Source organism: Streptomyces sp. NPDC096323, from assembly GCF_040302845.1.
Classification (GTDB): domain Bacteria; phylum Actinomycetota; class Actinomycetes; order Streptomycetales; family Streptomycetaceae; genus Streptomyces.
In genome coordinates this window covers 445,335-466,716 of record NZ_JBEOSI010000001.1, presented here as the reverse complement: position 1 = coordinate 466,716, position 21,382 = coordinate 445,335, and the positions used below count along the sequence as shown (strand labels likewise).

Sequence of the window (21,382 nt, the reverse complement as noted above, 5' to 3'; positions counted from 1 at the left end):
CTGCCGCGCCGGAGGCACCCGGCCACGAGGTGGCCGGAACTCGCTGTGCTCTTGTCATCACCCGCTGTCTGCCCATAAGTTGACCGCTTGCGACGTGTCCTATTGCCAGTGGGGGAGCCAAGTCATGGCCGCGAACGGACGGCACCGCAGATACCAGCCGAGCCGGATCAACCGTGCCTCGCTCGCGGTCACGGCGGGCGGCGCGGGCATTGCCCTGCCGCTCATCACCGCGGCTTCCGCAGGCGCGGCGTCAGGTGATGTCTGGGACAAGGTCGCCGCGTGCGAATCCACCAGCAACTGGCACATCAACACGGGCAACGGGTACTTCGGCGGGCTTCAGTTCACCCGGTCGACCTGGGCGGCGTACGGCGGCACGGTCTACGCGCCGCGTGCGGACCTGGCCACCAGGGACGAGCAGATCGCCATCGCCGAGAAGGTCCTCGACGGGCAGGGCCCCGGCGCGTGGCCTGTCTGTTCCGGGAAGGCGGGCCTGACGCGGGGCGGTGACGGCCCCGACATCAGCACGCAGACCGAGCGGACCGAAGCGGTCGCGACACCGAAGCAGGCCGATCACCGGACCTCCACGCAGGCAAGGGCCGAGACGAAGACGGCCTCGGCGCCCGCCACGCCGACCACCGTGCCGGGCAAGCGCGACTCGTACACCGTGGCGCGCGGGGATTCGCTCTCCGGGATCGCGGCCGACCGGCGCCTGGAAGCCGGCTGGCAGCGGCTCTACTCGGCGAACCGCAAGGTCGTCGGTGACGACCCGGACCTGATCTTTCCCGGCCAGCGCCTGAGCCTCGACCTGGCGGGCACCCCGAGGACGGGCACCCGCACTGCTCCGAAGGCGGATGCCTCGCCGGAGCGGACAGCGAGGCAGCAGGCGGCGCCCGCACCGAAGAAGACGGCGCAGGCGGAGCGCAGCCGGACGGCCCAGCCCTCGAAGGCGAAGCCCAGGCCGACGGAGCACCCCAAGCAGACGCAGCACACCCAGCAGGCGAAGCCCAAGCCCAAGAAGACCGAAAGCCACAAGACGCAGACCCCCAGGACCGAGCGGGCGGAGAAGCACTCCGGGCTCACCGCCCCGGTGGCGGCCGGCATCGGCACCCCGTACCACCAGGCGGGTTCCTGGTCCAGCGGCTACCACACGGGCGTCGACTTCCCCGTGCCCACCGGCACTTCGGTGAAGGCGGTGCGGTCCGGCACGGTCGTCTCGGCGGGCTGGGGCGGGGCGTACGGCTACCAGATCGTCATCCGGCACGGCGACGGCAAGTACAGCCAGTACGCGCACCTGTCGTCGCTCCTGGTGCGCTCCGGTCAGCACGTCGGCGGGGGGCAGCGCATAGCCCGCTCCGGCTCCACCGGCAACGTCACGGGGCCGCACCTGCACTTCGAGATCCGGACGGGCCCCGACTACGGCTCCGACGTCGACCCGCTGGCCTACCTCAGGGCGGGCGGCGTCAGGGTCTGAACGCCGGGACGGTCACCGGCCGCGACGGCGGAGGCGGCGGACCCCGCGCAGGACGCGTTCCTGCGCCCGGCGCCGCCGAGCCCCCCGCCGTCCAGCGGCTCCGGGTCCGGTCCGAACCCGGACTGACCCACCCGGCGCTCCAGCGACCTTCGCGCGGGCAGCGGCGCAGGCACGGGAAACGTTTCGGCGGCCGTCACCGGAGGCCTCGGCACCACGGGCTCCGGCGGGGTTACCACGGCCGCCGTCGCCGACCGGACCGGCCGCGGGAGAAGACCCGGGTCGCCCGGTGCCCCCGCCGGGCCGGCCGCTTCGCCCGCCGGGGCCGGCGAGCCGGCGGGCCCGGTGAAATCCCCCGGGCCCTCGCCGGCGGTCGCCGCGGGCAGGGACACCGCCGAAGGGGCGGTGACGGTGGGGCCACCCGCGGTGCTGCCCGCACGGACAGCGGGCGGTGAGGGCTCGCAGCCCTCGGCCTGCCGCACCTCGCGGCGCTCCGCGCTCATCCGTTCCGTGGTGAGCATGATCAGTCCGCCGGCTGCCACGGCCCCGCAGACCAGGGCGAGCATCGTGCCCGCGGTGCCGTGCCGGAACTGTTCACCGAACAGCGTGATGCCGACCGCCGCGGCCACCACCGGGTTCACCACGGTCACCGTGGCGAGCGGGGCCGTCAGACCCGCGCCGCGGTAGGCGGCCTGGGACAGCAGCAGTCCGGCTCCCGCGAGCGCGGCGATCACCAGCAGTGTGGGAAGGCCGGCGCCCACCGAACCCGAGGTCCACTGCATGGCCACGGTCTTCGTGAACACCGAGGCGATGCCGAAGGCGACACCCGCCGCCCCGGCCAGGACCACACTGCGCATCACCGGCCGGCGCATGGCCTTCGCGACCAGGATGAGCGCGGCCACCGCGCCGAACGTCACGATGGCGAGCATCAGCTGCTCCGGCCCACCCAGGGTATGAGCGTCGGAACTCCCGGTCAGGGCCAGCAGCCCCGCGAGCCCCACGGTCGCCATGACGGCCCCGCGCCAGGCGGTGGCCCCGGCCTTGCGGCGCACGAAGAGAGCGGCCATCGGGAGGGCGAACACGATGGTCAGGGCGCCCAGCGGCTGAACGAGGCTGAGCGGGCCGTACGCCAGCGCCACCACGTGCAGGACGGCGCCCACGCCGTTCAACGCCACCGCCGCCCACCAGACGCGGTCGCGCAGCGGTGCGAGGGAGCGGCCGTCAGAGGCCGTGGCCACGCGCTCCTGCACGATCGCCCCGGCCGCGTAGGCGACCGCGGAGACCAGTGACAGCAGCACGGACAGCGCGAGGGAACTCATGTACACCACGATCTCCCTTCAAAGCCGCCGCGTCGTCGTCCCTGAGACGGCGATTCGGCCTACTGCTTTGGTAGTACGGGAGTGCTCCCAGTGTCCTCCTCCCGACGGTAGTCCTCCCCGCGGCCGGCGTCAGAACGATCATCCCGCACGGATACGGTGGACCGCGAGCCGCGGCACCGCCGGTGCCCGAGGCATCACAGCAGGTGGCCGGTGGAGCGGGAGGGGGCAAGCCGATGGAGGGGAACGACGCGACCGGCCCGGGCGGTTTCTTCGCGCTGCGGACGGCCCCGGTACCGGACGGCGGGCACTTCGCGCTGGCCCGTCTGTACGCCGGGGAGGGCGCACCGCTCACGGCCCGGATCGACACGGTCGCCGAGCGGCTCGGGACGTCCGAACGACGCGTCGCCGCCTCCGTCGCGCATCTGGGTCTCGCCGCGCGGCTCTGGTCCATCGCCCTGGGACCGGCGGCCCTGACGGGCGGTGTCCCCGGCCTGCGGGCCGAGGACCTCCACTGGGACCCGCGGCTGCCCGCCCCGCACGACCTCTGGTCCGGGGACGAAGCCACGCTCGCGGGCTCGGCCGCCCTGATCCGGGACGTCGTCCAGTACGGCCATCTCGCACCGCTCGCCGAGGCGATCCGCCGGGACACACCCGTGCCGGCCCGGCTGCTGTGGGGCAACGCCGGATCCGCGCTGGCCGGAGCCGTACGGCAGCTGATCGCCTGGGCGCGCATCCACGGCAGACCGGACGTCGCCGCGCGCGCCCGGGCCCTGGCGGCCGAACTCTTCGACCACCCGGATCTGCGCGACACGGGCGCCCCGCACGGGCCGGGCTACCGAAGAGGCACCTGCTGTCTCTACTACCGGGTTCCTGGCGGCGGCCTGTGCGGTGACTGCGTCTTCGACAGGGCCCCGCACAGGCCGCCGGGAGGATGAGGCGGGCGCCGGGCCTTTGCACGGCAGAGCCTTTCGGGTTTCTCTCGTGAGTGGTCCGGCACGTACGGCGGCAGGGGAGCGGCGAACGGGTTACGAAGTCGACGGAGAACGGTGCGTCTCCGCCCCACCCGTCCCCGTCCCGAGGAGCCCGGACATGCAGCAGTCCACCGCGAGGACCATCGGTGCCGGGCTCCGTGCCCGCACCCCGAGGTCGATCGGCACCACCGATGGTTCTTGACCTCGTCCTCATCGGCCTGGCCATCAACGCGGGACCCCTGCACAACAGCGCGTTCATCCTGCTGCTCTCCGCGCCCCGGGGTGTGCGCAAGGGGCTGGCCTTCATCCTGGCGTGGCTCGGCTGCCTGGTCCTGGTGCTTGCCGCGGTGCTTCTGCTGACCGGTGGCAAGCCACCATCACCCAGGAGCGCCCCTTCCACGGTCGCGCTGGCACTCAAGCTGGTGCTGGGTATCGCGATGGTGGTCTACGCGGAGCGGAAGCGGCGCCGGGGCAGCGCCCGCCGGCCGCCTCGGACCCCCAAGTGGCTGGGAAGGGTGGACAGCGCATCGGGCTGGACCGCCGCGGGACTGGGCGTCCTTCTGCAGCCCTGGGGCCTGGTCGCGGCAGGCGCCGCGACCGTCGTCCAGGCGCACCTGACCTCGGTCGGCTCGTACGTGGCGCTGCTGGTCTTCTGCCTGCTGGCGACCTCCGGCCTGATCGCGATGGAGCTGTACGCGACGTTCCGGCCCGCGAGCGCACGGGCCGAGCTCGGTGCGCTGCGCGACTGGACCGAGAGTCATCAGGACCAGGTGATCGTCACGCTCTCCCTGCTCGTCGGTGTGTGGCTGGTGGCCAAGAGCATCTACCAGCTCGTGTGATCCGTACCGCCGCCGCGCACGCCGAAAGGCGGCGCGGTGATCCGGTGCGCGCCGTCGTGCCGAGGGCTCTGACGTGGGCTCTTTTGGAATTCCTCCGCTCCGCACAGGGGCTTGTCATGGACCTGGACAGCGCCGCATCCGGCGTGCTGTCATGCCAACGGTCAATCCTTCCAACGTTGTACATCGGGTGGCGACGAGCCGCCACCCTTCCTCAGGAGGAGGTTCCGTGCGCATCGACAAGAGACTGATTCTGTTCCTGGCAGCCGCCGTGGGCGCCGCCGGACTGACCGCCGTACCCGCTGCGTCGGCGGTCGGCCAGGACCCCGGAGACTCCACCGAAGTGCGGGGGCTGAAGGGGGAGTACTACACACAGTCCGCCCCCGGAGCCTTCGACTTCGACGAGCTCAAGGCCACCGGATTCGATCCCTCCATCGACTTCCCGACCCTGGAGTCGCGGCTGACCTCGGCCACCGGACAGGCCGACGACGCCAGCATCCGGTGGACCGGGAAGATCGTGCCGGAGAAGTCCGGCACCCATACGTTCTCCATGATCGGCGACAACGGCTTCCGTCTCTGGATCGACGGGAAGCCGGTCATCGACCACTGGGTCGACGACTGGGACAAGGAACAGACCTCCCAGCCGGTCGAACTGACCGCCGGCACCGCCTATGACTTCAAAGTGGAGTACTTCGAACACTTCGGAGGCTCCAACCTGCACCTCAGATGGACCGAACCGGGCGGCACCAAGGTGCCCGTACCCCAGTCCGCGTTCCGGCTGCCGGACGACTTCGCTTACGACGGCGCCATCGGCGCCACCGTGCTCGCCGACGGACGCACGCTCAAGCTCGACTTCGCGCAGAAGCTCGGCGCGCTTCCGGCGGGTCTGGTGAACCACCTGGACGCCGTGATCGGCGGCGCCGAGTGGCCGCTCGGCGCTGTCGAGGCGGACCCGGCCGACCCGCGCAGCCTGACCGTCGCCCTCAAGGAGCCGGTCGTCGGAAACAAGGCCGGCGACGCCAAGGGCCTGGCCGACATCCGCTACGACGGGGACGGCGCACTGGCCGGTGAGGACGGCAAGCAGGTCGGCGCCTTCTGGTCCAGCGGCCTCAACCGCTCCACGTATCAGCTCCGCACGAAGTGGGCCGACGAGGTGGGGCCGAAGAACGCCCTGCCCGAGTACCCGCGCCCCCAGCTCACCCGGGACAAGTGGCAGAACCTCAACGGCTCCTGGGAGTTCGCCGCGGCGAAGGCGGGGGAGCAGCCGCCGGTCGGCAGGAAGCTCGGCGAGAAGATCCTCGTCCCCTACCCGGTCGAGTCCCAGCTCTCCGGGATCGAACGGCACGAGGACCGCATGTGGTACCGCCGGACCTTCACCGTCCCGAAGAACTGGAAGGTCGGCTCGGCCCAGCGGCTCCAGCTGAACTTCGGCGCCGTGGACTGGCAGTCCGAGGTGTACGTCAACGGCCACAAGGTCACCGAACACAGGGGCGGCTACGACAAGTTCAGCGCGGACGTCACCGACGCGCTGAAGCCCGGCCGCATCCAGGAGCTGATCGTCGGCGTCTACGACCCGACCGACGCCGCGGACGGTGAGAACCCGCCGATGGGCAAGCAGCGCCTGGACCCGAGCGGCATCTGGTACACACCGTCCTCCGGTATCTGGCAGACCGTCTGGATGGAACCGGTCGCGGCCGACCACGCGGACTCGCTGAAGCTCACCCCGGACGTCGCGGGCGAGAGCGTCGCCGTCGAGGTGCGCGGAGTGCGGGACGGTGTGCCGGTCACGGCGACCGCGTACGACGGCAGGCGCAAGGTGGGTACGGTCACCGGGCGGACCGGGTCGGCCCTGAAGGTGCCCGTGCCCGACCCGCACCTGTGGTCCGCGGACGATCCGCACCTCTACCGGCTCGAGGTCACGGTCGGATCCGACCGGGTCGGCAGCTACTTCGGTATGCGGTCCGTCGCCGTCGAGAAGGTGAACGGCACCCCGCGCACCATGCTCAACGGCAAGCCGGTCTTCATGATGGCCACCCTCGACCAGGGGTTCTGGCCGGACGGGCTGCACACCGCGCCGACCGACGAGGCACTCGCGTACGACCTGAAGATGCACAAGGCGCTGGGCTTCAACTCCGTCCGCAAGCACATCAAGGTCGAGCCCGACCGCTGGTTCTACTGGGCGGACAAGCTGGGCCTGATGGTCTGGCAGGACATGCCGGCGATGAACACCGTCAACCCGTCCGCCGCCGCGCGCGCCGAGTACGAGCACGAGATGAAGGAGATGATCGACGAACACTCGAGCCACCCGTCCGTCGTCATGTGGGTCACCTTCAACGAGGGCTGGGGCCAGTACGACGAGGCCCGGATCGCCGACCAGGCCAAGGCCTGGGACCCGACACGCCTGATCAACAGCATGTCCGGGATAAACCTCGGCGTCGACGGCGGCACCGGGGACATCATCGACGAGCACGGCTACCCGAGTCCCGCGCTGCCGGAGCCGGACGGCCGGCGGGCCCTGATGAGCGGCGAGTACGGCGGACTCGGACTCGCGGTGCCCGGCCATGCCTGGGCCGTACAGCAGTCCTACATCGCGGTCGACCCGGCCACCTACACCGACGACTACCTGACCAAGCTCGACGAGGTGCACGCGCTGGCCTGCAAGGGCGGCAACGGCGCGGTGTACACGCAGATCTCCGACGTGGAAGGCGAGTTGAACGGCCTGCTCACCTACGACCGCAGGGTCGTCAAGCCCGATGTGAAGCGGGTCCACGACGCGCAGCGGGCACTGATCCGCGACGCCTCGAAGGACGCCGTGGCGGGCTGTCCTGCGGTCTGACCTTTCGTCACCGCTGTGGTCCGGCCCTGCGCGGGGCGGACCACAGCACCGTCCGACCCCTTGACGCAGATCAACGGGGAACCAAGAATGATCACGCTCTGACAACGTTGTCCGAAGGAGTATCTCCATGCACCGGATCCCACGGCCGCGACTTCGCGGCCCGGCGGCCGCACTCGCCGCCGCCGCGCTCCTGGGCGGTGTCCTCACCGGCGGGGCCACGGCCCAGGCCGCACCCAGGACCGACGGCCGGCTGACCGACTTGGTCAACCCGTTCATCGGCACCCAGAACGAGGGCAACACCTACCCCGGCGCCTCCGTGCCCTTCGGCATGGTGCAGCTCTCCCCGGATACCGGTCACAACACCGGTTACGACTACGGCGAGAACCACATCCGCGGCTTCTCCTCCGTCCATCTCTCCGGCGTCGGCTGCGGGTTGGGCGGGGACCTGCCGACCCTGCCCACCACCGGTGACGTCACCGAGACCGACTACACCAAGTACGCGGCCGAGTTCAGCCACGACGACGAGAAGGCGAGCCCCGGCTACTACAAGGTCCGGCTCAGGACCGGCATCGAGGCGGAGCTGACCGCGACGCAACGCACCGGTGTCCAGCGCTACACCTTCCCCGCCACCGACAAGGCCAACGTCCTGCTCAACGCGGGCCAGTCACTGCACCGCACGCTCTCCTCCGAGGTCGAGATCCTCGACAACCGCACCGTGTGGACCGCGATCAGGGGCAGCGGCTTCTGCCAGGACACCAAGGCGTACACGGTCTACACGGTCACGCACTTCGACCGGCCGTTCACCACGTCCGGAACCTGGAACGGCGACACCGTCACCGAGGGCTCGAAGAAGTCCTCGGCCACCGACGCCCGCAACGGCGCCTGGCTGCGCTTCGACACCACCGGGGACCGCACCGTCGAGGCCACCACGGCCCTGAGCTACGTCGACGCCAAGGGCGCCGCGCTCAACCTCCGCGCGGAAGGCGGCCGCACCTTCGACCGCGTCGAGCGCGCCGCGCAGCGCACCTGGGAGAACCGCCTCGAAGGCGTGAAGGCCCAGGGCGGCAGCGACGAACTCCGTCGCACCTTCTACTCCTCCCTCTACCGATCCTTCCTCGCGCCCAACGTCGGCAGCGACGCCGACGGCCGCTACACCGGCTGGGACCAGAAGAAGCACCGGGCGGACGGCTTCACCTACTACCAGAACTGGTCGCTCTGGGACACCTACCGCACCCAGGCCCAGCTCCTGGCCCTGCTCGCCCCGCGCGAGTCACGCGACATGGCGATATCCGTCCTGCGGATCGACGCCGAAAGCGGCTGGCTGCCCAAGTGGGGCTACGGCACGGTCGAGACGAACATCATGACCGGCGACCCCGTCACCCCCTTCCTCACCAACGCCTACCAGCAGGGACTGCTGAAGGGGTACGAGGAGGAGGCGTACCGCGCCCTCAAGAAGAACGCCGACGGGGTGCCGGACGCCGGCTCCGCCCCGGTCGGCCGCGAGGCCAACGCCGAGTATCTGAAGGACGGCTTCGCCCCGTACATCAAGGGCCGTCCGCACGCCAAGCCCGGCGACTCCGACTACGACCACGGTGCCTCCGCCACCCTGGAGTACGCCCTGGCCGACGGCATGCTCGCCGAGATGGCCCGCGACCTCGGCCATGACGCCGACGCCGCGCGCTACGAGAGCCGCGCCCAGAACTACCGGAAGATCTTCGACCCCTCCACCGGCTTCTTCCGCGCCCGCGACGCCTCCGGCGCCTTCACCGGCCCCGCCGACCCGGCGCAGAGCGAGGGCTTCCACGAGGGCACGTCCTGGCAGTACCAGTGGATGGTGCCGCAGGACATCCCCGGCATGGTCGACCTGATCGGCGGCAAGGGCGCCGCCAACGAGCGGCTGGACTCCTTCTTCGCCTACGACAAGCTGCTCGCCGACCCGGCGAAGACGGCCCGCGAGGTGTGGGTCAACGGCCCGTACGCGTACTACAACGCCGACAAGTACAACCCGCAGAACGAGCCCGACCTCATCGCCCCGTACACCTATCTCTCCACCGGCCAGCCGTGGAAGACGACCGACGTGGTCCACGCCGCGCTGACGCTCTTCACCAACGGGCCGACCGGCATGACGGGCAACGACGACCTCGGCACCATGTCCGCCTGGATGGTGCTGTCCTCGATCGGCGTCTTCCCGGTCCAGCCGGGTACCGACACCTGGGGTCTGTCCACACCCGCCTTCGAGCGCGTCGACATCACGCTCGACCGCCGGTACTACCCGCGCGGTTCGCTCACGGTGAGCGCCCCCGGGGCCTCGGAGACCGACCGCTACATCCAGTCGGCGCGGCTCGACGGGGCGCGGCAGTCGCGCACCTACCTCACCACGGACGACATCCGCTCGGCGCGTTCGCTCTCCTTCACGGTGGGCAGCGAGCCGTCGGCGTGGGGCACCTCGCCCGAGGACGCTCCGCCCGCACTGGGCTGAGGCGGACACCGCACGCCACGCGAGCGCCCTTCCCCACTCCGACGGGGGGAAGGGCGCTCGCGTGTTCTGGCCTCAGGCGGGCAGGGGCGAGTCGATCGCCTCGGCGACGGTCGGGAAGACCGGCAGGACGCTGTCGAGGCCCAGTACCCCGATCAGCCGTTCCACGAAGGGGGACGGCGCGGCGACCCGCAGCCGGGGGCCCAGCAGGGTCTGGCCCTGAAGAAGAACGTTCACCGTCGTCGAATCCGCGAAATTCACCCCCGAGAGGTCGACGACCACTGGTGCGTCGCCGTCCTGCGCCGCGCTCTCCAGCGCGCCGCCGAGGGGGGCGACGTTGTCGAGGTCGAGGTCACCTGTCACGGCGAGGACCAACGCTCCGCGGTCCTGGCGTGGGACGATTCTCATGGCTTTGCCGGCGCTGGGGGATGGAAGCACTTTCACCTCGTGATGCACTGGACAGCGGGGGGAAGAGCGAGAACGCCGGTTGATATGGACGGTCCGACGCAGATCCGTTCCTGCTCGCGGCGGGTGTCGGCCAACGATAGAAGTAACAGTTGCCATTTGACAACATTCTCCGTGGGACAACAATCTGTACCCCGGTGATCAACGTACGCACCCGTCGAGGAGTGCCCCGGTACGCGGAAGCAGGGCTGGATGATGCTAGGCGCTGTCCGCGATGTCGTCGCGGAGCCGGTCAGCCGGGCTCCGGCCGGCGGCGAGCCGCTGCGACGCGGCCGAGCGGAAGGCGGCGAGCCCCTCGGTGAGCGCCGCCACCTCGGCCGGCTGCATACGCTCCAGTACGGCGGAGAGCTCGCGCGTGCGGATCGCCCGGCACTCCTCGAGGAGGGCGCGGCCCCGCCCGGTCAGCCTGAGCTCGACCTCACGGCGGCTCGTCGCGCTCGGGTCCCGCTGGACGAGGCCCATGGCCTCCATCCGGTCGCAGAGCCTGCTCACCGACGGGGCGCGCGAACCGAGCGCCTCACCGAGCGAGCGGAGGTTGCTGCCCTCCTGCCGCTCGATCACGAGCAGGGCCCGCAGCTGCGAGGGCGAGACCGTGCCGGGAGGCGCCGCCTCCTGGCCGCGCCCCCACAGCACCTCCAGCAGTTCGGAGGCGGCGCAGACGTCCTCGGAAACCCGCTCGAGGTGGTGAGGAAGGCCGGCGCGGTGGGGCATCCATCCACTCTGTCATCCGGAGCGTCCTCCTGTCAGCCCGGCCCCGTCCCTGTCACCCGACGAAGAATGAGCGGAAGACCGTGAACGCCCGTATCGAGATCGAACAAGCCATCCGCGCCGCCGCGCCGCACGCACTGGTGGAGACGGTGCGCGACGCACTAGCCACCGCGTACGACGCCCGGTCCGTGGAGCTGTTGCTGGCGGACTACGGGATGACCGTGCTCAAGCCGGTCGGCGCCGCACCGGAGCAGGAACGCGTTCTGTCGGTGCACAACAGCCCGCAGGGCCGGGCCTTCGGCAGCCAGCGGCCGCACGAGGAGCCGGCCGGTGACGGCGGCCAGGTCGACCATCACTTTCCCGTGACGGTACGCGGCGAGCGCCTGGGAATCCTCAGCGTGCGTCTTCCGGCCGATGCGGTCACCCCGCAGACCACTGACGAACTGGCCCACGTGGCCGACTTCCTGGGCCGCGAGATCGTTGTGGCGGATCGGGACACCGACCACTACCGGCGGGCCCGTCGCGTCAACCGGCTCACGCTCGCCGCCGAGATGCAGTGGCAACTGCTCCCCGCCCGGGCCCTCACCGCGGCCGAGTACGCCATCGGCGCGCAGTTGGAACCCGCCTACGCCATCCACGGGGACAACTTCGACTGGGCCGCGGACGGCGACCAGCTGACCGTCTCCGTGACCAACGGCTGGGGTGAGGGCATCCAGGCCTCCCTGCTCACCAACCTCGCCGTGAACGCGTTGCGCAACGCCAGGAGGGCGGGGAGCGGCATCGCGGACCAGGCGGCCCTCGCCGACCAGGCGCTCTACGAGCAGCACCGCGGCCACGCCCATGTATCGACCCTGCTGCTCCGCTTCGACCTCGCCACCGGACGGGTCGGCGCGGTGGACGCGGGCTCCCCGCAGCTGTGGCGGCTGCGGGGCGGCGCGGTCGCCCGGGTGGAACTGGACGCCCAGCTGCCGCTCGGCATGTTCGAGGAGTCGCAGTACGTGGCCCAGAGCTTCCAGGTGCTTCCGGGTGACCGTCTGCTGCTCGTCAGCGACGGGGTGTACGACGCCGTGTCACCCCAGGGCGAGGCGTACATGGAACGCGGACTGGCCAGGGTGATCCTCGGGACGCGGCTGCTGCCCGCCGCGTCGGTCCCGGGGGCCGTCCTGCGTGAACTCGCGGACCACCGCGCCGCGGACACGCTCGATGACGCGCTGGTCGTCTGCATCGACTGGTTCGGCAGACAGAGGAGTGACGGCTGACGCAACGGCCCGTGCGCTGCCCGGTCTGATCAGCTACTGAGCATGAACTCGGCACGGATGCGCTTGCCGACCGGCACCCGCTCGGCCGTCAGACGGTCGCAGAGGGCCACGACGATCTCCATGCCGTGCCCCCCGAGCCGGCTCGGGTCGGGGGAGTAGAACACCGGGAGCGCGCTGCTGCTGTCGTACACCGTGACGCTGACGCGCTCGGCGTTGCCCTCCAGTTCCAGCAGGTAGGGACCGTGGCTGTAGCGGTCGGCGTTGGTGACCAGCTCGCTCACGGCGAGCATCAGGTCATTGCGGGTGTGCGGGCCGAGCACGGCCATCCACTCGGCGACGAGCCGCGCGAGAAACCGATCGGCCAGGGCGCGCGCCTGGGCAATGCACCCGGGCTCGCCGTCGAACACCTCGGTGCTGTGCAGTGTCTCCGTGGGCGGACGACAACTCCGAGGGGAGTCGTCGGGCCGGGAGATGGCCTGTTCGTTCATGTGCTCCAGCCAGGGCGCGGCGGGGAGGCGGTGGGGCCTCTCTTCTCGCTGATCGTGTACCCACGCCGGGAGATCCCACTCCCGGGTGATGTCAGCGGATATTACGCCCGTCCGGGCAGCCGCACCACGGTCACGAAGAACTCGTCGATCTGGCGGACCGCCGCGATGAACTGGTCGAGGTCGACCGGCTTGGTGACATAGGCGTTGGCGTGCAGCTTGTAACTGCGCAGGATGTCCTCCTCGGCGGAAGACGTGGTCAGCACGACCACGGGAATGAGCGAGAGCTCAGGGTCCTGCTTGATCTGCTCCAGCACCTGGCGCCCGTCGTACCTGGGCAGGTTCAGGTCGAGCAGGATCAGGTCGGGGCGTGGGGCGTCGCCGTACGCGCCGCGACGGTAGAGGAAGTCGAGCGCCTCCTGCCCGTCGCGGACCACATGGAGCGTATTGCGGATCTTGTTGTCCTCGAACGCCTCACGCGTCATGAGCTCGTCGCCGGGGTCGTCCTCTACGAGCAGGACCTCGATGGGCTGTACGGGGTTGGTCACGCGGTGTCTCCGGAGATCTCGTCGGGGCCGGCCGTTTCCCCGGAAACTGCTGGGGAGGTTTCGGCGTCGGCGGGGAGGCAGAAATGGATGCGGGCGCCCTGGCGGGGTTCGGGGTCGAGCCAGATCCGGCCGCCGTGGAACTCGATGATCTTGCGGCACAGGGCAAGTCCGATGCCCGTGCCGTCGTATGCGTCGCGGGCGTGCAGACGCTGGAAGATGACGAAGACCTTGTCGGCGAACTCCGGGGCGATGCCTATGCCGTTGTCCGTCACGGTGAAGTGCCAGACGTCCTCCTCCCGGACACAGCCGACCGTGACGACACACGGCTCGTCGGGGCGGCGGAACTTCACGGCGTTCCCGATCAGGTTCTGCCAGATCATCGCGAGCGTCGTCGCGTCACCGTTCACCTCGGGGAGCGGGTCCGCACGCACGACCGTGGCTCCCGCCTCCTCGATGACCAGTGCCAAATTGGCCAGGCCCCGGTCCAGAGCGTGGTCGAGATCCACGGCGCTCCAGCCGTCGTGCACCCGGCCGACCCGGGAGAAGGTGAGCAGGTCGTTGATGAGCACCTGCATGCGCTTGGCGCCGTCGACCGCGAAGTCGATGTACTGCTTGCCGCGCGCGTCCAGCTCGGTCCCGTACCGCTTGTCCAGCAGCTGGCAGAACGACGCGATCTTCCGCAGCGGCTCCTGAAGGTCGTGCGAGGCGACGTAGGCGAACTGCTCCAGCTCGGAGTTGGAACGGCGGAGCTCCTCCGTCTGCTGTGCCAGCAGTTCCTCGCGCTCCTGGGAGGCATCGAGCTCCTCGACCAGCCGGCACCGCATGTCCTCGACGGCGGCGGCCACGGCCCGTACGTCGGACGGCCCGCGCACCTGGATCCGTCGGCCGAAGGCGCCGGACCGCACCCGCCGGGAGGCCTCGGCCAGGGCATTGAGCGGCCGTCCCACCACGCGGTGCAGCAGCAGGCTGAGGGCAAGCACGCACAGGACGAAGCAGGCCACCAGTGCGATCAGTGCCTTGTCGCGTGTGGCGTGTGCGTCGCCGAGCTGGTCACGCGCGTGGTCCCGGGCGGCGTCGAGATGGGACTGCTGGGCGGTAAGGAGGCGCCGGAGCGTGTCGAAGGCCGTCTTGCTCCCGGCGGTCCTGGCGGACGACCGGCCCTCCGGGCCGTCGCGCCGGACGGAGGCGATCAGCGGTTCGGCATGCTCCTTGCGCCACTGCGTTGCGGTGGCGGCGATCCGGTCCAGATCGCGGTTGTACGGGTCGCCGGTGCCGAGGGCCTCGCGGACCCGTGCCAGGCGCCGCTGCTCGTCGCGCTTGCCGCTCGTGTACGGCTGCAGGAAGGAGGGGTCGCCGGTGAGGGCGTAGCCACGGACCCCGGTCTCCTGGTCGAGCAGCGCGTTCTGCAGCTGGAAGGAGGCCGAGCGGGCGGGCTGGATACGGTCGACGAGTTCGGTGGTCCGGTCGGATATTCGGGCGAGGACGAGTCCGCCGACCACCAGACAGCCGCACACGACCAGGACGAAGCAGCTCAGGATCAGATGGACCCAGTTCTGCACCGACAGTCGCGCCAGCCGTCCCGGCGGCTGCAGGGTGTCGTCCGGTGGGTCACTGCTCATGAGCTGTCCTTTTCCAGGCGAGATGCAGCACGGCCACGTCGTCGGCGAGGCCGCCGTACGGAGCAGCCCCCTCGGAGGCGCCGGCGACCAGCGCGTCGACGAAGGGCCGGGCCGGCAGTGCGGACCGGTCCCGGGCCATGGCCAGCAGGCCTTCCTCGCCCAGTCGGGTGTCCGGTCCGGTGCGGCCCTCGAACAGGCCGTCGGTGAAGAGTACGAGACCGGCGCCGGGTGCCAGCGCGTGCTCGGTCGAGACCCACTGGCCGTGGCCGGGCAGCAGGCCGAGTGCGATACCGCCCTCGGGCTCCACCCACTCGATGTCCGTTCCGTGGCGCAGCAGGAGTCCCGGGTGTCCCGCCCTGACGATGACGGCGTGGTCCCCGCCGGGGGGCAGGACGAGCGAGGTGACGGTCGCGAAGACATGGGGGTCGGAGCGTTCCGCGACGAGGATCTCCTCGAGCAGTGCGAGTTGTTCGAGCTGGTCGGTGCCGCACAGGACCGCGGTGCGCCAGGCCACCCGCAGGCAGACCCCGAGCGCGGCCTCCGCAGCACCATGTCCGGACACGTCGCCGATCACGGCGTGGACGGTGCCGTCGGGTCTCTGGACCACGTCGTAGAAGTCGCCGCTGAGCAGTCCGTGGGCGCGCCCCGGCTCGTAACGGGCGACGGCCTCGAAACCGTCGTCGTGCAACAGCGGGACGGGCAGCAGCCCGCGTTCGAGGCGCGCGTTCTCCTGGGCCATCAGCTGAGTGGCGCGCAGGGCGGCCGCCGCCCGCTCGACCTGCTTGCGCTGGAGGGCGTAGCGGACCGCGCGCGACAGCGCCTGCGGGTCGATCCGCCCCTTGACGAGATAGTCCTGCGCACCGGCGGCCACCGCGTCGAGCCCCGCCTCGGCCTCCGCCAGACCGGTCAGCACCACGATGGCGGCGTCCGGGGTGGTCTCCAGGATCCGGTTCACGGCACTCAGCCCGTGTACATCGGGAAGGTGCAGGTCCAGCAGGACGCAGACGGGTCTCCGATGGCCGCGCAGGAAGGTGAGCCCCTCGGTCAGGCTCTTGCACCAGGTGAGCGCGGAGTCCAGCTCGCCGTCAGTGAGCATCTCCTCGACGAGCAGGGCATCGCCGGCGTCGTCCTCGACCAAAAGGATGGCGGCGTTGAGGCCCCAGACGGAAGGCCGTTCGGCCGGTACGGATCCGGCCTGCACCGGAAACGCCGCCGCGACCGGGGGCCGGGTGCTGGTGCGCATCTCAGCCACGTTTTCACCCTCTCGTCGCGCCCGAGCGGGCCGTCGTCATCGCCCCGCAGCATATGTGAACGACGCCCGCCGCCGTGCGGTCGGGCGCTGTCCGGCCGCTGAGTGGGGTTCGGGCACCGGTGGTTCAGCCCGGAGGAATGCCGCCGGTGAGCTTCTCCAGCCTCAGCAGATCGTGCGGGTGATGCCGCTGGGTCCGGACACCGCGTCGATGTCGGCGCCCGCGCGGACCGCGAGCACCGATTCCAGTTCGAAGTCCGCGCGGGCGGCATCGGCCGCCGTCTCGGCGTCCCGAAGCCGGTGCACGGCCAGTTCCGGTGGGGAGAGGTCCATGGGCGGGATGTCCTCACGCGCCGGGGTCACGCCTCGACGGACATCCCTGCCCGAAGCTCCTTGACGATGCGCGCGATCAGCCGGGAGACGTGCATCTGCGAGACCCCGAGCTCGGCACCGATCTGGGACTGCGTCATCTCCTGGCCGAAGCGCATCTGCACGATCCTGCGCTCGCGGTCGTCGAGCTGTTCCAGCAGCGGCGCCAGCGTGTGGAGGTTCTCGACGGCTTCCATCCCCGAATCGCTCTCGCCGATCACGTCGGCGAGGGACCGCTGGTCGTTGCCCGAGTCGGTCTCGGCCGAGGGCGTGTCCAGGGACCCCGCCGAATAGCCGTTGGCCGCGACGAGCCCCTCGATGATCTCTTCCTCGGGGAGGCCGAGGTGGCCGGCGAGTTCCTTGACCGTCGGGTCGCGGTCCAGGTCTGCGGCGAGCTGTTCCTTCGCCTTGGCGAGATCGACCCGCAACTCCTGGAGCCGGCGCGGCACGTGCACCGCCCAGGTGGTGTCCCGGAAGAAGCGCTTGATCTCCCCGACGATGTAGGGGACGGCGAAGGTGGCGAACTCGACCTCGCGCGAGAGGTCGAACCGGTCGATGGCCTTGATCAGCCCGATGGTGCCCACCTGGATGATGTCCTCGGTGTCGTCGCCACCGCGGTTGCGGAACCGCGAGGCGGCGAACCGCACCAGCGTGAGGTTCATCTCGATGAGGGTGTTGCGCGCGTACTGGTACTCGTGCGTGCCCTCTTCGAGAACCTGCAGACGGTCGAGGAACACCTTCGACAGGGCACGCGCGTCCTTCGGGGCCACCTTGCCGGTGTCCTCGATCCACGGCAGTTCCGAAGCTTCCGCACCGTCGTGCCCGGGCAGCGTGCGTGTGCTGCCGAGGGTGGTGCCTGTCTGCTCCGTCGTGCTTGTCATGATGTCGCCCCTCCGTGTTGCCAAGTGCGGTGGGGCTCGTGTGCCCGGTAATGGCGAGGTCATGCCGAACGGCGTGATTATTTTTTCGACGGCCGCCAGGCGGAGGGCCGGCCACCGGGTGCGACCGCTCCCGAACCCGAATGGAGCAGCGCTCGGGGCATGGCAAACTTGACGGGGGCGTTCGGCCCGCAGTGCGGCGGCTTTGCGCAGAAGCCCGCGGCCGGGTCTCAGCCCGTGGATGTCAGTCCTCATGAGCCCGGCTCGGTGGCGCGCCACGGTCCGCCAAGAGAATTCGGCGGTACTCAAGCGACAGAGGAACGGCAATGACGGTGACAGAGGAAAGCCCGGAGATCGCGCCCGGAATCGAGGAGTTCGGTCCCGGTATCGACCCGGAGCGGCTGGCCGTCTGCCTGAGCGTGCTCGACGAGCTCGACTCCATCGAGGTCGACCACCCGGACGCCATCGCCGTCCGCCGTGCCACCGCGGGGATCTACCGCACGGTGAAGCAGCGCCGCCGCCAGGAGCGCCGCGCCGCGAAGACCGCGCACGACAAGGCCGTGACCGAGGCGACCGCCACCGGCTCGGCCGAGCGCATCGACGACGAGACCCAGGGCGTTCTGCCGTCGTCCTCCGCCGCCGCCGAGATCGCCGGCGTCCTCCAGCGGCCGAGGTCCTGCTACATCTGCAAGACGCGGTACGTCGAGGTCGACGCCTTCTACCACCAGCTCTGCCAGGACTGCGCCTGCGAGAACCGCGCCCGGCGCGACGCGCGCACCGACCTCACCGGCCGCCGGGCGCTGCTCACCGGCGGGCGCGCCAAGATCGGCATGTACATCGCGCTGCGGCTGCTCCGCGACGGTGCGCACACCACGATCACCACCCGCTTCCCCAACGACGCGATCCGCCGCTTCAAGGCCATGCCGGACAGCGACGAGTGGATCCACCGCCTGAAGATCGTCGGCATCGACCTCCGCGACCCGGCGCAGGTCGTGGCGCTCGCCGACTCGGTGGCCGCCGAGGGGCCGTTGGACATCCTCATCAACAACGCCGCACAGACGGTGCGCCGCTCCGCGCAGGCGTACAGCGAGCTGCTCGGCGCCGAGTCCGCCCCGCTGCCCGCCGGCGAGCTGCCGGCCGCCGAGGTGATCGGCACTTTCGGCAGCGGCACGGTCGAGCGGGTGGCCGCGCTGCCCGCCGCCCGCAAGGAGGGGCTGAGCGCGCAGGACGTCACCGAGCTGGCCCTGGTGACCGGTTCGGCGTCCCTGGAGCGCATCGCCGCGGGCACGGCGATCGACGCGGGCGGGCTCGTCCCGGACCTGCACCACACCAACAGCTGGGTCCAGACGGTCGACGAGGTCGAACCGATCGAACTGCTGGAAGTCCAGCTCTGCAACTCCACGGCGCCGTTCATCCTGATCAGCCGGCTCCGCCCGGCCATGGCCGCTACCGCCGCCAAGCACTCCTACGTGGTCAACGTCTCCGCGATGGAGGGTGTTTTCGGTCGTGGTTACAAGGGCGCCGGTCACCCGCACACCAACATGGCGAAGGCCGCGCTTAACATGCTGACCCGCACCAGCGCCCAGGAGATGTTCGAGAAGGACGGCATCCTGATGACTGCCGTGGACACGGGCTGGATCACCGACGAGCGCCCGCACCCCGACAAGATCCGTCTCGCCGAGGAGGGCTTCCACGCCCCGCTCGACCTGGTCGACGGCGCGGCGCGTGTCTACGACCCGATCGTCCGCGGCGAGGCGGGCGAGACGATGTACGGCTGCTTCCTCAAGGACTACGCCCCCGCGAACTGGTAGCACTCCGCACCGTCGGTAGCTCTCCGCACCGATGGTGTCGCTTTCGGTCGCCGACCCGGCCCGGGACCCTTCCCGGGCCGGGTCTTTTCCATGCGTGGTGGCTGAAAGTGACCCAGGGCACACGTTCCATCGAGCATGGGCGCGCTCATTTGGTTACTCTGAGGGGAACGGACGCCACCAAGGAATCCACGAAGCTTCCTCGACCGTCCTGGGACAGGCTCGTCAACCGAGTCGCCGTCCCGTACCGTACCCGGCGCCACCGCGACCGAACAGATTCTGCCCTGCCCTGTACCACAGGCGGTCGACCACCGGATATGACGCCGGAACGTCGGATACGCCGAGGGCTATGCGACACGAAGGAGTGCGCGGTGACGACACCAGAACTGACGAAGCACGAGCAGCGGACAGCCGACCGTAACGGAGAGCGGGCCCGCAGGCCCGAGAAGCTCCGGAACATCGAGGTCTGGGCCAGGTCCGCGCCGATCCGGCTGGCCGGCTACGAGGACGACCTCGCCGAGCCGCACATCCTGCCCGGCATCGACTGAGTGCTTCACCACCGAGCTCCGGTCCGTACCCCGAAACAGGGGCGGGACCGGAGCTCGGTCATGCCGTGGCTGTGCGGGTAGGTCATACCGCGGCTGCCCCCCGAGGCCGGCCGGGAGCCGGTCCGGGCGGGGTCGGGCGCAGGAACTCCCGCACGTAGGTGCGGTGCCACCAGCACCCGGTCGCCCGCAGTTCCCGCCAGGTCGTGAACCGGTAGCGGTACACCCTGGCGCGGACGTGCGCCGGCGGCCCGTCGGGGAACGGGTTGTCACGCAGCAGCCGCAGCGTGTCCCGGTCGTTCTCCAGCAGCCGCTCCACGAACGGGCCGAACCAGGGCCGGGCGTACGCGGGCGAGAGCGCGGCGAACCACATCATCCAGTCGAGCCGCAGGTGGTACGGGGCGAACTGGCGCGGCAGCCGTCGCGGATCGCCCGGCTTGCCCCGGAAGCCGTACTCCCGCCACACCGTGCCCGAGTGGATCACCCGCTCGTCGGTGCCCTCGACCACCACCTCCATCCGGACCCGGCTGATGCTGCCGAACGCGCCGTACGTGTTGACCAGGTGCAGCGGGTCGAAGGAGCGGTTCATCACCTGCCGGTGCGCGAGGAGATTGCGGGCCGGGCGGTAGCTGAGGAACACGACCAGCGCGGTGACCGCGAAGACGACCACCTCGTACCAGAGGGGTGCGGCAGCCTGCTCGGGCGGCTCGGTGACCAGGGACCAGTCCATGGCCGGCAGGGCGAGGGCGATGGTCAGCCAGTTGAGCCAGGCGAAGTTGCCCGACAGCACCAGCCACAGCTGCGTGAGGACCATGAGCGCCGCAGCCGCGCTCGCCACCGGCTGCGGGGTGAAGAGCAGCACCGGCACGAGCAGCTGGGTCACATGGTTGGCCGCCACCTCCACCCGGTGCAGGGGCCGGGGGAGATGGTGGAAGAACCAGCTCAGCGGGCCCGGCATCGGCTGCGTCTCGTGGTGGAAGTCCAGGCACGTCAGGTTGCGCCAGCAAGCGTCCCCACGGATCTTGATCAGCCCCGCGCCGAACTCCACGCGGAAGAGCACCCACCGCAGCAGCCACAGCACGAGCACGGGTGGCGCCGTGTCCGCGTTGCCGAGGAACACGGCGAGGAACCCCGTCTCCAGGAGCAGCGACTCCCAGCCGAAGCCGTACCACGTGCTGCCGATCTGCACGATCGACAGGTACAGGCCCCAGGGCAGGGCCCAAAGGATCATGGCCCCCCACAACGGTACGAGTCCGTCGACGCCCGCGAGCAGGGCGACGGCCAGCGCGCAGCCGGTCCAGGCGACCAGCGCGAAGAACCGGTCGGAGTAGTGGAGGCGGAAGAGGCCTGGCGCGGTGCGCCAGCCCGTGCGCCGCAGGAGCGCGGGGGCGGGCAGCATGCCGCGCTCGCCGATCAGCGCCCGGAACTGGAGCGCGGCGGTGAGGAAGGCGGCGAGATAGATGACGGCCAGGGTCTTCTGGAAGAGGAGCCGGCCGAGCCAGTACCCGTCTGCGGTGAACCAGTCCATCGCTTCCAGTATCGG

The 21,382-nt window shown here is 70.5% G+C and carries 18 protein-coding genes; 8 read left to right on the top strand and 10 right to left on the bottom strand.

Going from position 1 to position 21,382, the window contains the following annotated elements; genetic code table 11:
* Positions 1-124: 124 nt before the first annotated feature.
* Positions 125-1,471: a transglycosylase family protein gene (locus ABTX18_RS02050; protein ID WP_352120786.1), complete on the top strand. Its 1,347-nt coding sequence runs from the start codon at positions 125-127 to the stop codon at positions 1,469-1,471.
* Here ABTX18_RS02050 and ABTX18_RS02045 read toward each other — a convergent pair.
* A complete protein-coding gene (locus tag ABTX18_RS02045) occupies positions 1,441-2,787 on the bottom strand; it encodes a DMT family transporter (RefSeq protein ID WP_352120785.1) in 1,347 nt (448 codons plus the stop codon). The two genes, ABTX18_RS02050 and ABTX18_RS02045, sit on opposite strands and share 31 nt — an antisense overlap.
* Positions 2,788-3,020: 233 nt before the next feature.
* On the opposite strand from ABTX18_RS02045, the gene ABTX18_RS02040 reads away from it, so the two are divergent.
* From ABTX18_RS02040 to ABTX18_RS02025, 4 genes are all read left to right on the top strand, one after another.
* Positions 3,021-3,722, top strand: coding sequence for a (2Fe-2S)-binding protein (locus ABTX18_RS02040; protein ID WP_352120784.1), 702 nt, complete (start codon positions 3,021-3,023; stop codon positions 3,720-3,722).
* Positions 3,723-3,949: 227 nt separating this feature from the next.
* Positions 3,950-4,597 carry a GAP family protein gene (locus tag ABTX18_RS02035; protein ID WP_352120783.1) on the top strand — a complete coding sequence of 216 codons (648 nt, stop codon included), beginning with the start codon at positions 3,950-3,952 and terminating at the stop codon, positions 4,595-4,597.
* A gap of 151 nt (positions 4,598-4,748) precedes the next feature.
* The gene (locus ABTX18_RS02030) at positions 4,749-7,430 is read left to right on the top strand and encodes a PA14 domain-containing protein (protein ID WP_503061079.1); all 2,682 of its coding nucleotides are present in this window, start codon (positions 4,749-4,751) and stop codon (positions 7,428-7,430) included.
* Between the two features lie 127 nt (positions 7,431-7,557).
* Entirely contained in the window at positions 7,558-9,909 is a 2,352-nt protein-coding gene (locus ABTX18_RS02025) for a GH92 family glycosyl hydrolase (RefSeq protein ID WP_352120781.1), read from the top strand.
* A 72-nt stretch (positions 9,910-9,981) separates the two neighbouring features.
* Here ABTX18_RS02025 and ABTX18_RS02020 read toward each other — a convergent pair whose 3' ends face one another.
* Positions 9,982-10,314, bottom strand: coding sequence for an STAS domain-containing protein (locus tag ABTX18_RS02020; RefSeq protein ID WP_352120780.1), 333 nt, complete (start codon positions 10,312-10,314; stop codon positions 9,982-9,984).
* 255 nt (positions 10,315-10,569) lie between these two features.
* On the bottom strand, positions 10,570-11,082 hold the full coding sequence (locus tag ABTX18_RS02015; protein WP_352120779.1) for a MarR family winged helix-turn-helix transcriptional regulator: 513 nt from the start codon (positions 11,080-11,082) through the stop codon (positions 10,570-10,572).
* 80 nt (positions 11,083-11,162) lie between these two features.
* Here ABTX18_RS02015 and ABTX18_RS02010 point away from each other — a divergent pair, with 80 nt between their 5' ends.
* Entirely contained in the window at positions 11,163-12,338 is a 1,176-nt protein-coding gene (locus ABTX18_RS02010; RefSeq protein WP_352120778.1) for a PP2C family protein-serine/threonine phosphatase, read from the top strand.
* A 29-nt stretch (positions 12,339-12,367) separates the two neighbouring features.
* On the opposite strand, the gene ABTX18_RS02005 is transcribed toward ABTX18_RS02010, so the two are convergent.
* The 6 genes from ABTX18_RS02005 to ABTX18_RS01980 form a co-directional block, all read right to left on the bottom strand.
* On the bottom strand, positions 12,368-12,826 hold the full coding sequence (locus tag ABTX18_RS02005) for an ATP-binding protein (protein ID WP_352120777.1): 459 nt from the start codon (positions 12,824-12,826) through the stop codon (positions 12,368-12,370).
* 101 nt (positions 12,827-12,927) lie between these two features.
* Entirely contained in the window at positions 12,928-13,371 is a 444-nt protein-coding gene (locus tag ABTX18_RS02000; protein ID WP_136325649.1) for a response regulator, read from the bottom strand.
* Entirely contained in the window at positions 13,368-14,990 is a 1,623-nt protein-coding gene (locus ABTX18_RS01995) for a sensor histidine kinase (protein ID WP_352120776.1), read from the bottom strand. Before ABTX18_RS01995 ends, ABTX18_RS02000 begins: the two co-directional genes overlap by 4 nt.
* A complete protein-coding gene (locus tag ABTX18_RS01990; RefSeq protein ID WP_352121147.1) occupies positions 14,980-16,233 on the bottom strand; it encodes a PP2C family protein-serine/threonine phosphatase in 1,254 nt (417 codons plus the stop codon). Before ABTX18_RS01990 ends, ABTX18_RS01995 begins: the two co-directional genes overlap by 11 nt.
* A gap of 171 nt (positions 16,234-16,404) precedes the next feature.
* On the bottom strand, positions 16,405-16,602 hold the full coding sequence (locus ABTX18_RS01985; protein ID WP_352120775.1) for a hypothetical protein: 198 nt from the start codon (positions 16,600-16,602) through the stop codon (positions 16,405-16,407).
* A complete protein-coding gene (locus ABTX18_RS01980; protein ID WP_352120774.1) occupies positions 16,599-17,489 on the bottom strand; it encodes an RNA polymerase sigma factor SigF in 891 nt (296 codons plus the stop codon). The genes ABTX18_RS01985 and ABTX18_RS01980 overlap by 4 nt, the downstream gene beginning before the upstream one ends.
* Before the next feature lie 323 nt (positions 17,490-17,812).
* Here ABTX18_RS01980 and ABTX18_RS01975 point away from each other — a divergent pair, with 323 nt between their 5' ends.
* Positions 17,813-19,297 (top strand): SDR family NAD(P)-dependent oxidoreductase, encoded by a 1,485-nt coding sequence (locus tag ABTX18_RS01975; RefSeq protein ID WP_352120773.1) that lies wholly within the window; start codon positions 17,813-17,815, stop codon positions 19,295-19,297.
* 368 nt (positions 19,298-19,665) lie between these two features.
* A complete protein-coding gene (locus ABTX18_RS01970; RefSeq protein ID WP_352120772.1) occupies positions 19,666-19,842 on the top strand; it encodes a hypothetical protein in 177 nt (58 codons plus the stop codon).
* An 82-nt stretch (positions 19,843-19,924) separates the two neighbouring features.
* Here the strand turns inward: ABTX18_RS01970 and ABTX18_RS01965 are convergent, their stop codons facing one another.
* Positions 19,925-21,367: a lipase maturation factor family protein gene (locus ABTX18_RS01965; protein WP_352120771.1), complete on the bottom strand. Its 1,443-nt coding sequence runs from the start codon at positions 21,365-21,367 to the stop codon at positions 19,925-19,927.
* Between the last annotated feature and the right edge of the window lie 15 nt (positions 21,368-21,382).

Excerpts from the sequence above, each read along its gene's own strand:
- ABTX18_RS02015 (WP_352120779.1), bottom strand. The coding sequence starts at position 11,082 with ATGCCCCACCGCGCCGGCCTTCCTCACCACCTCGAGCGGGTTTCCGAG.
- ABTX18_RS02050 (WP_352120786.1), top strand. The coding sequence starts at position 125 with ATGGCCGCGAACGGACGGCACCGCAGATACCAGCCGAGCCGGATCAAC.
- ABTX18_RS02020 (WP_352120780.1), bottom strand. The coding sequence starts at position 10,314 with ATGAGAATCGTCCCACGCCAGGACCGCGGAGCGTTGGTCCTCGCCGTG.
- ABTX18_RS02040 (WP_352120784.1), top strand. The coding sequence starts at position 3,021 with ATGGAGGGGAACGACGCGACCGGCCCGGGCGGTTTCTTCGCGCTGCGG.
- ABTX18_RS02025 (WP_352120781.1), top strand. The coding sequence starts at position 7,558 with ATGCACCGGATCCCACGGCCGCGACTTCGCGGCCCGGCGGCCGCACTC.
- ABTX18_RS01980 (WP_352120774.1), bottom strand. The coding sequence starts at position 17,489 with ATGACAAGCACGACGGAGCAGACAGGCACCACCCTCGGCAGCACACGC.
- ABTX18_RS01990 (WP_352121147.1), bottom strand. The coding sequence starts at position 16,233 with ATGCGCACCAGCACCCGGCCCCCGGTCGCGGCGGCGTTTCCGGTGCAG.
- ABTX18_RS02045 (WP_352120785.1), bottom strand. The coding sequence starts at position 2,787 with ATGAGTTCCCTCGCGCTGTCCGTGCTGCTGTCACTGGTCTCCGCGGTC.
- ABTX18_RS02005 (WP_352120777.1), bottom strand. The coding sequence starts at position 12,826 with ATGAACGAACAGGCCATCTCCCGGCCCGACGACTCCCCTCGGAGTTGT.
- ABTX18_RS01965 (WP_352120771.1), bottom strand. The coding sequence starts at position 21,367 with ATGGACTGGTTCACCGCAGACGGGTACTGGCTCGGCCGGCTCCTCTTC.
- ABTX18_RS02030 (WP_503061079.1), top strand. The coding sequence starts at position 4,749 with ATGCCAACGGTCAATCCTTCCAACGTTGTACATCGGGTGGCGACGAGC.
- ABTX18_RS02035 (WP_352120783.1), top strand. The coding sequence starts at position 3,950 with ATGGTTCTTGACCTCGTCCTCATCGGCCTGGCCATCAACGCGGGACCC.
- ABTX18_RS01975 (WP_352120773.1), top strand. The coding sequence starts at position 17,813 with ATGACGGTGACAGAGGAAAGCCCGGAGATCGCGCCCGGAATCGAGGAG.
- ABTX18_RS01995 (WP_352120776.1), bottom strand. The coding sequence starts at position 14,990 with ATGAGCAGTGACCCACCGGACGACACCCTGCAGCCGCCGGGACGGCTG.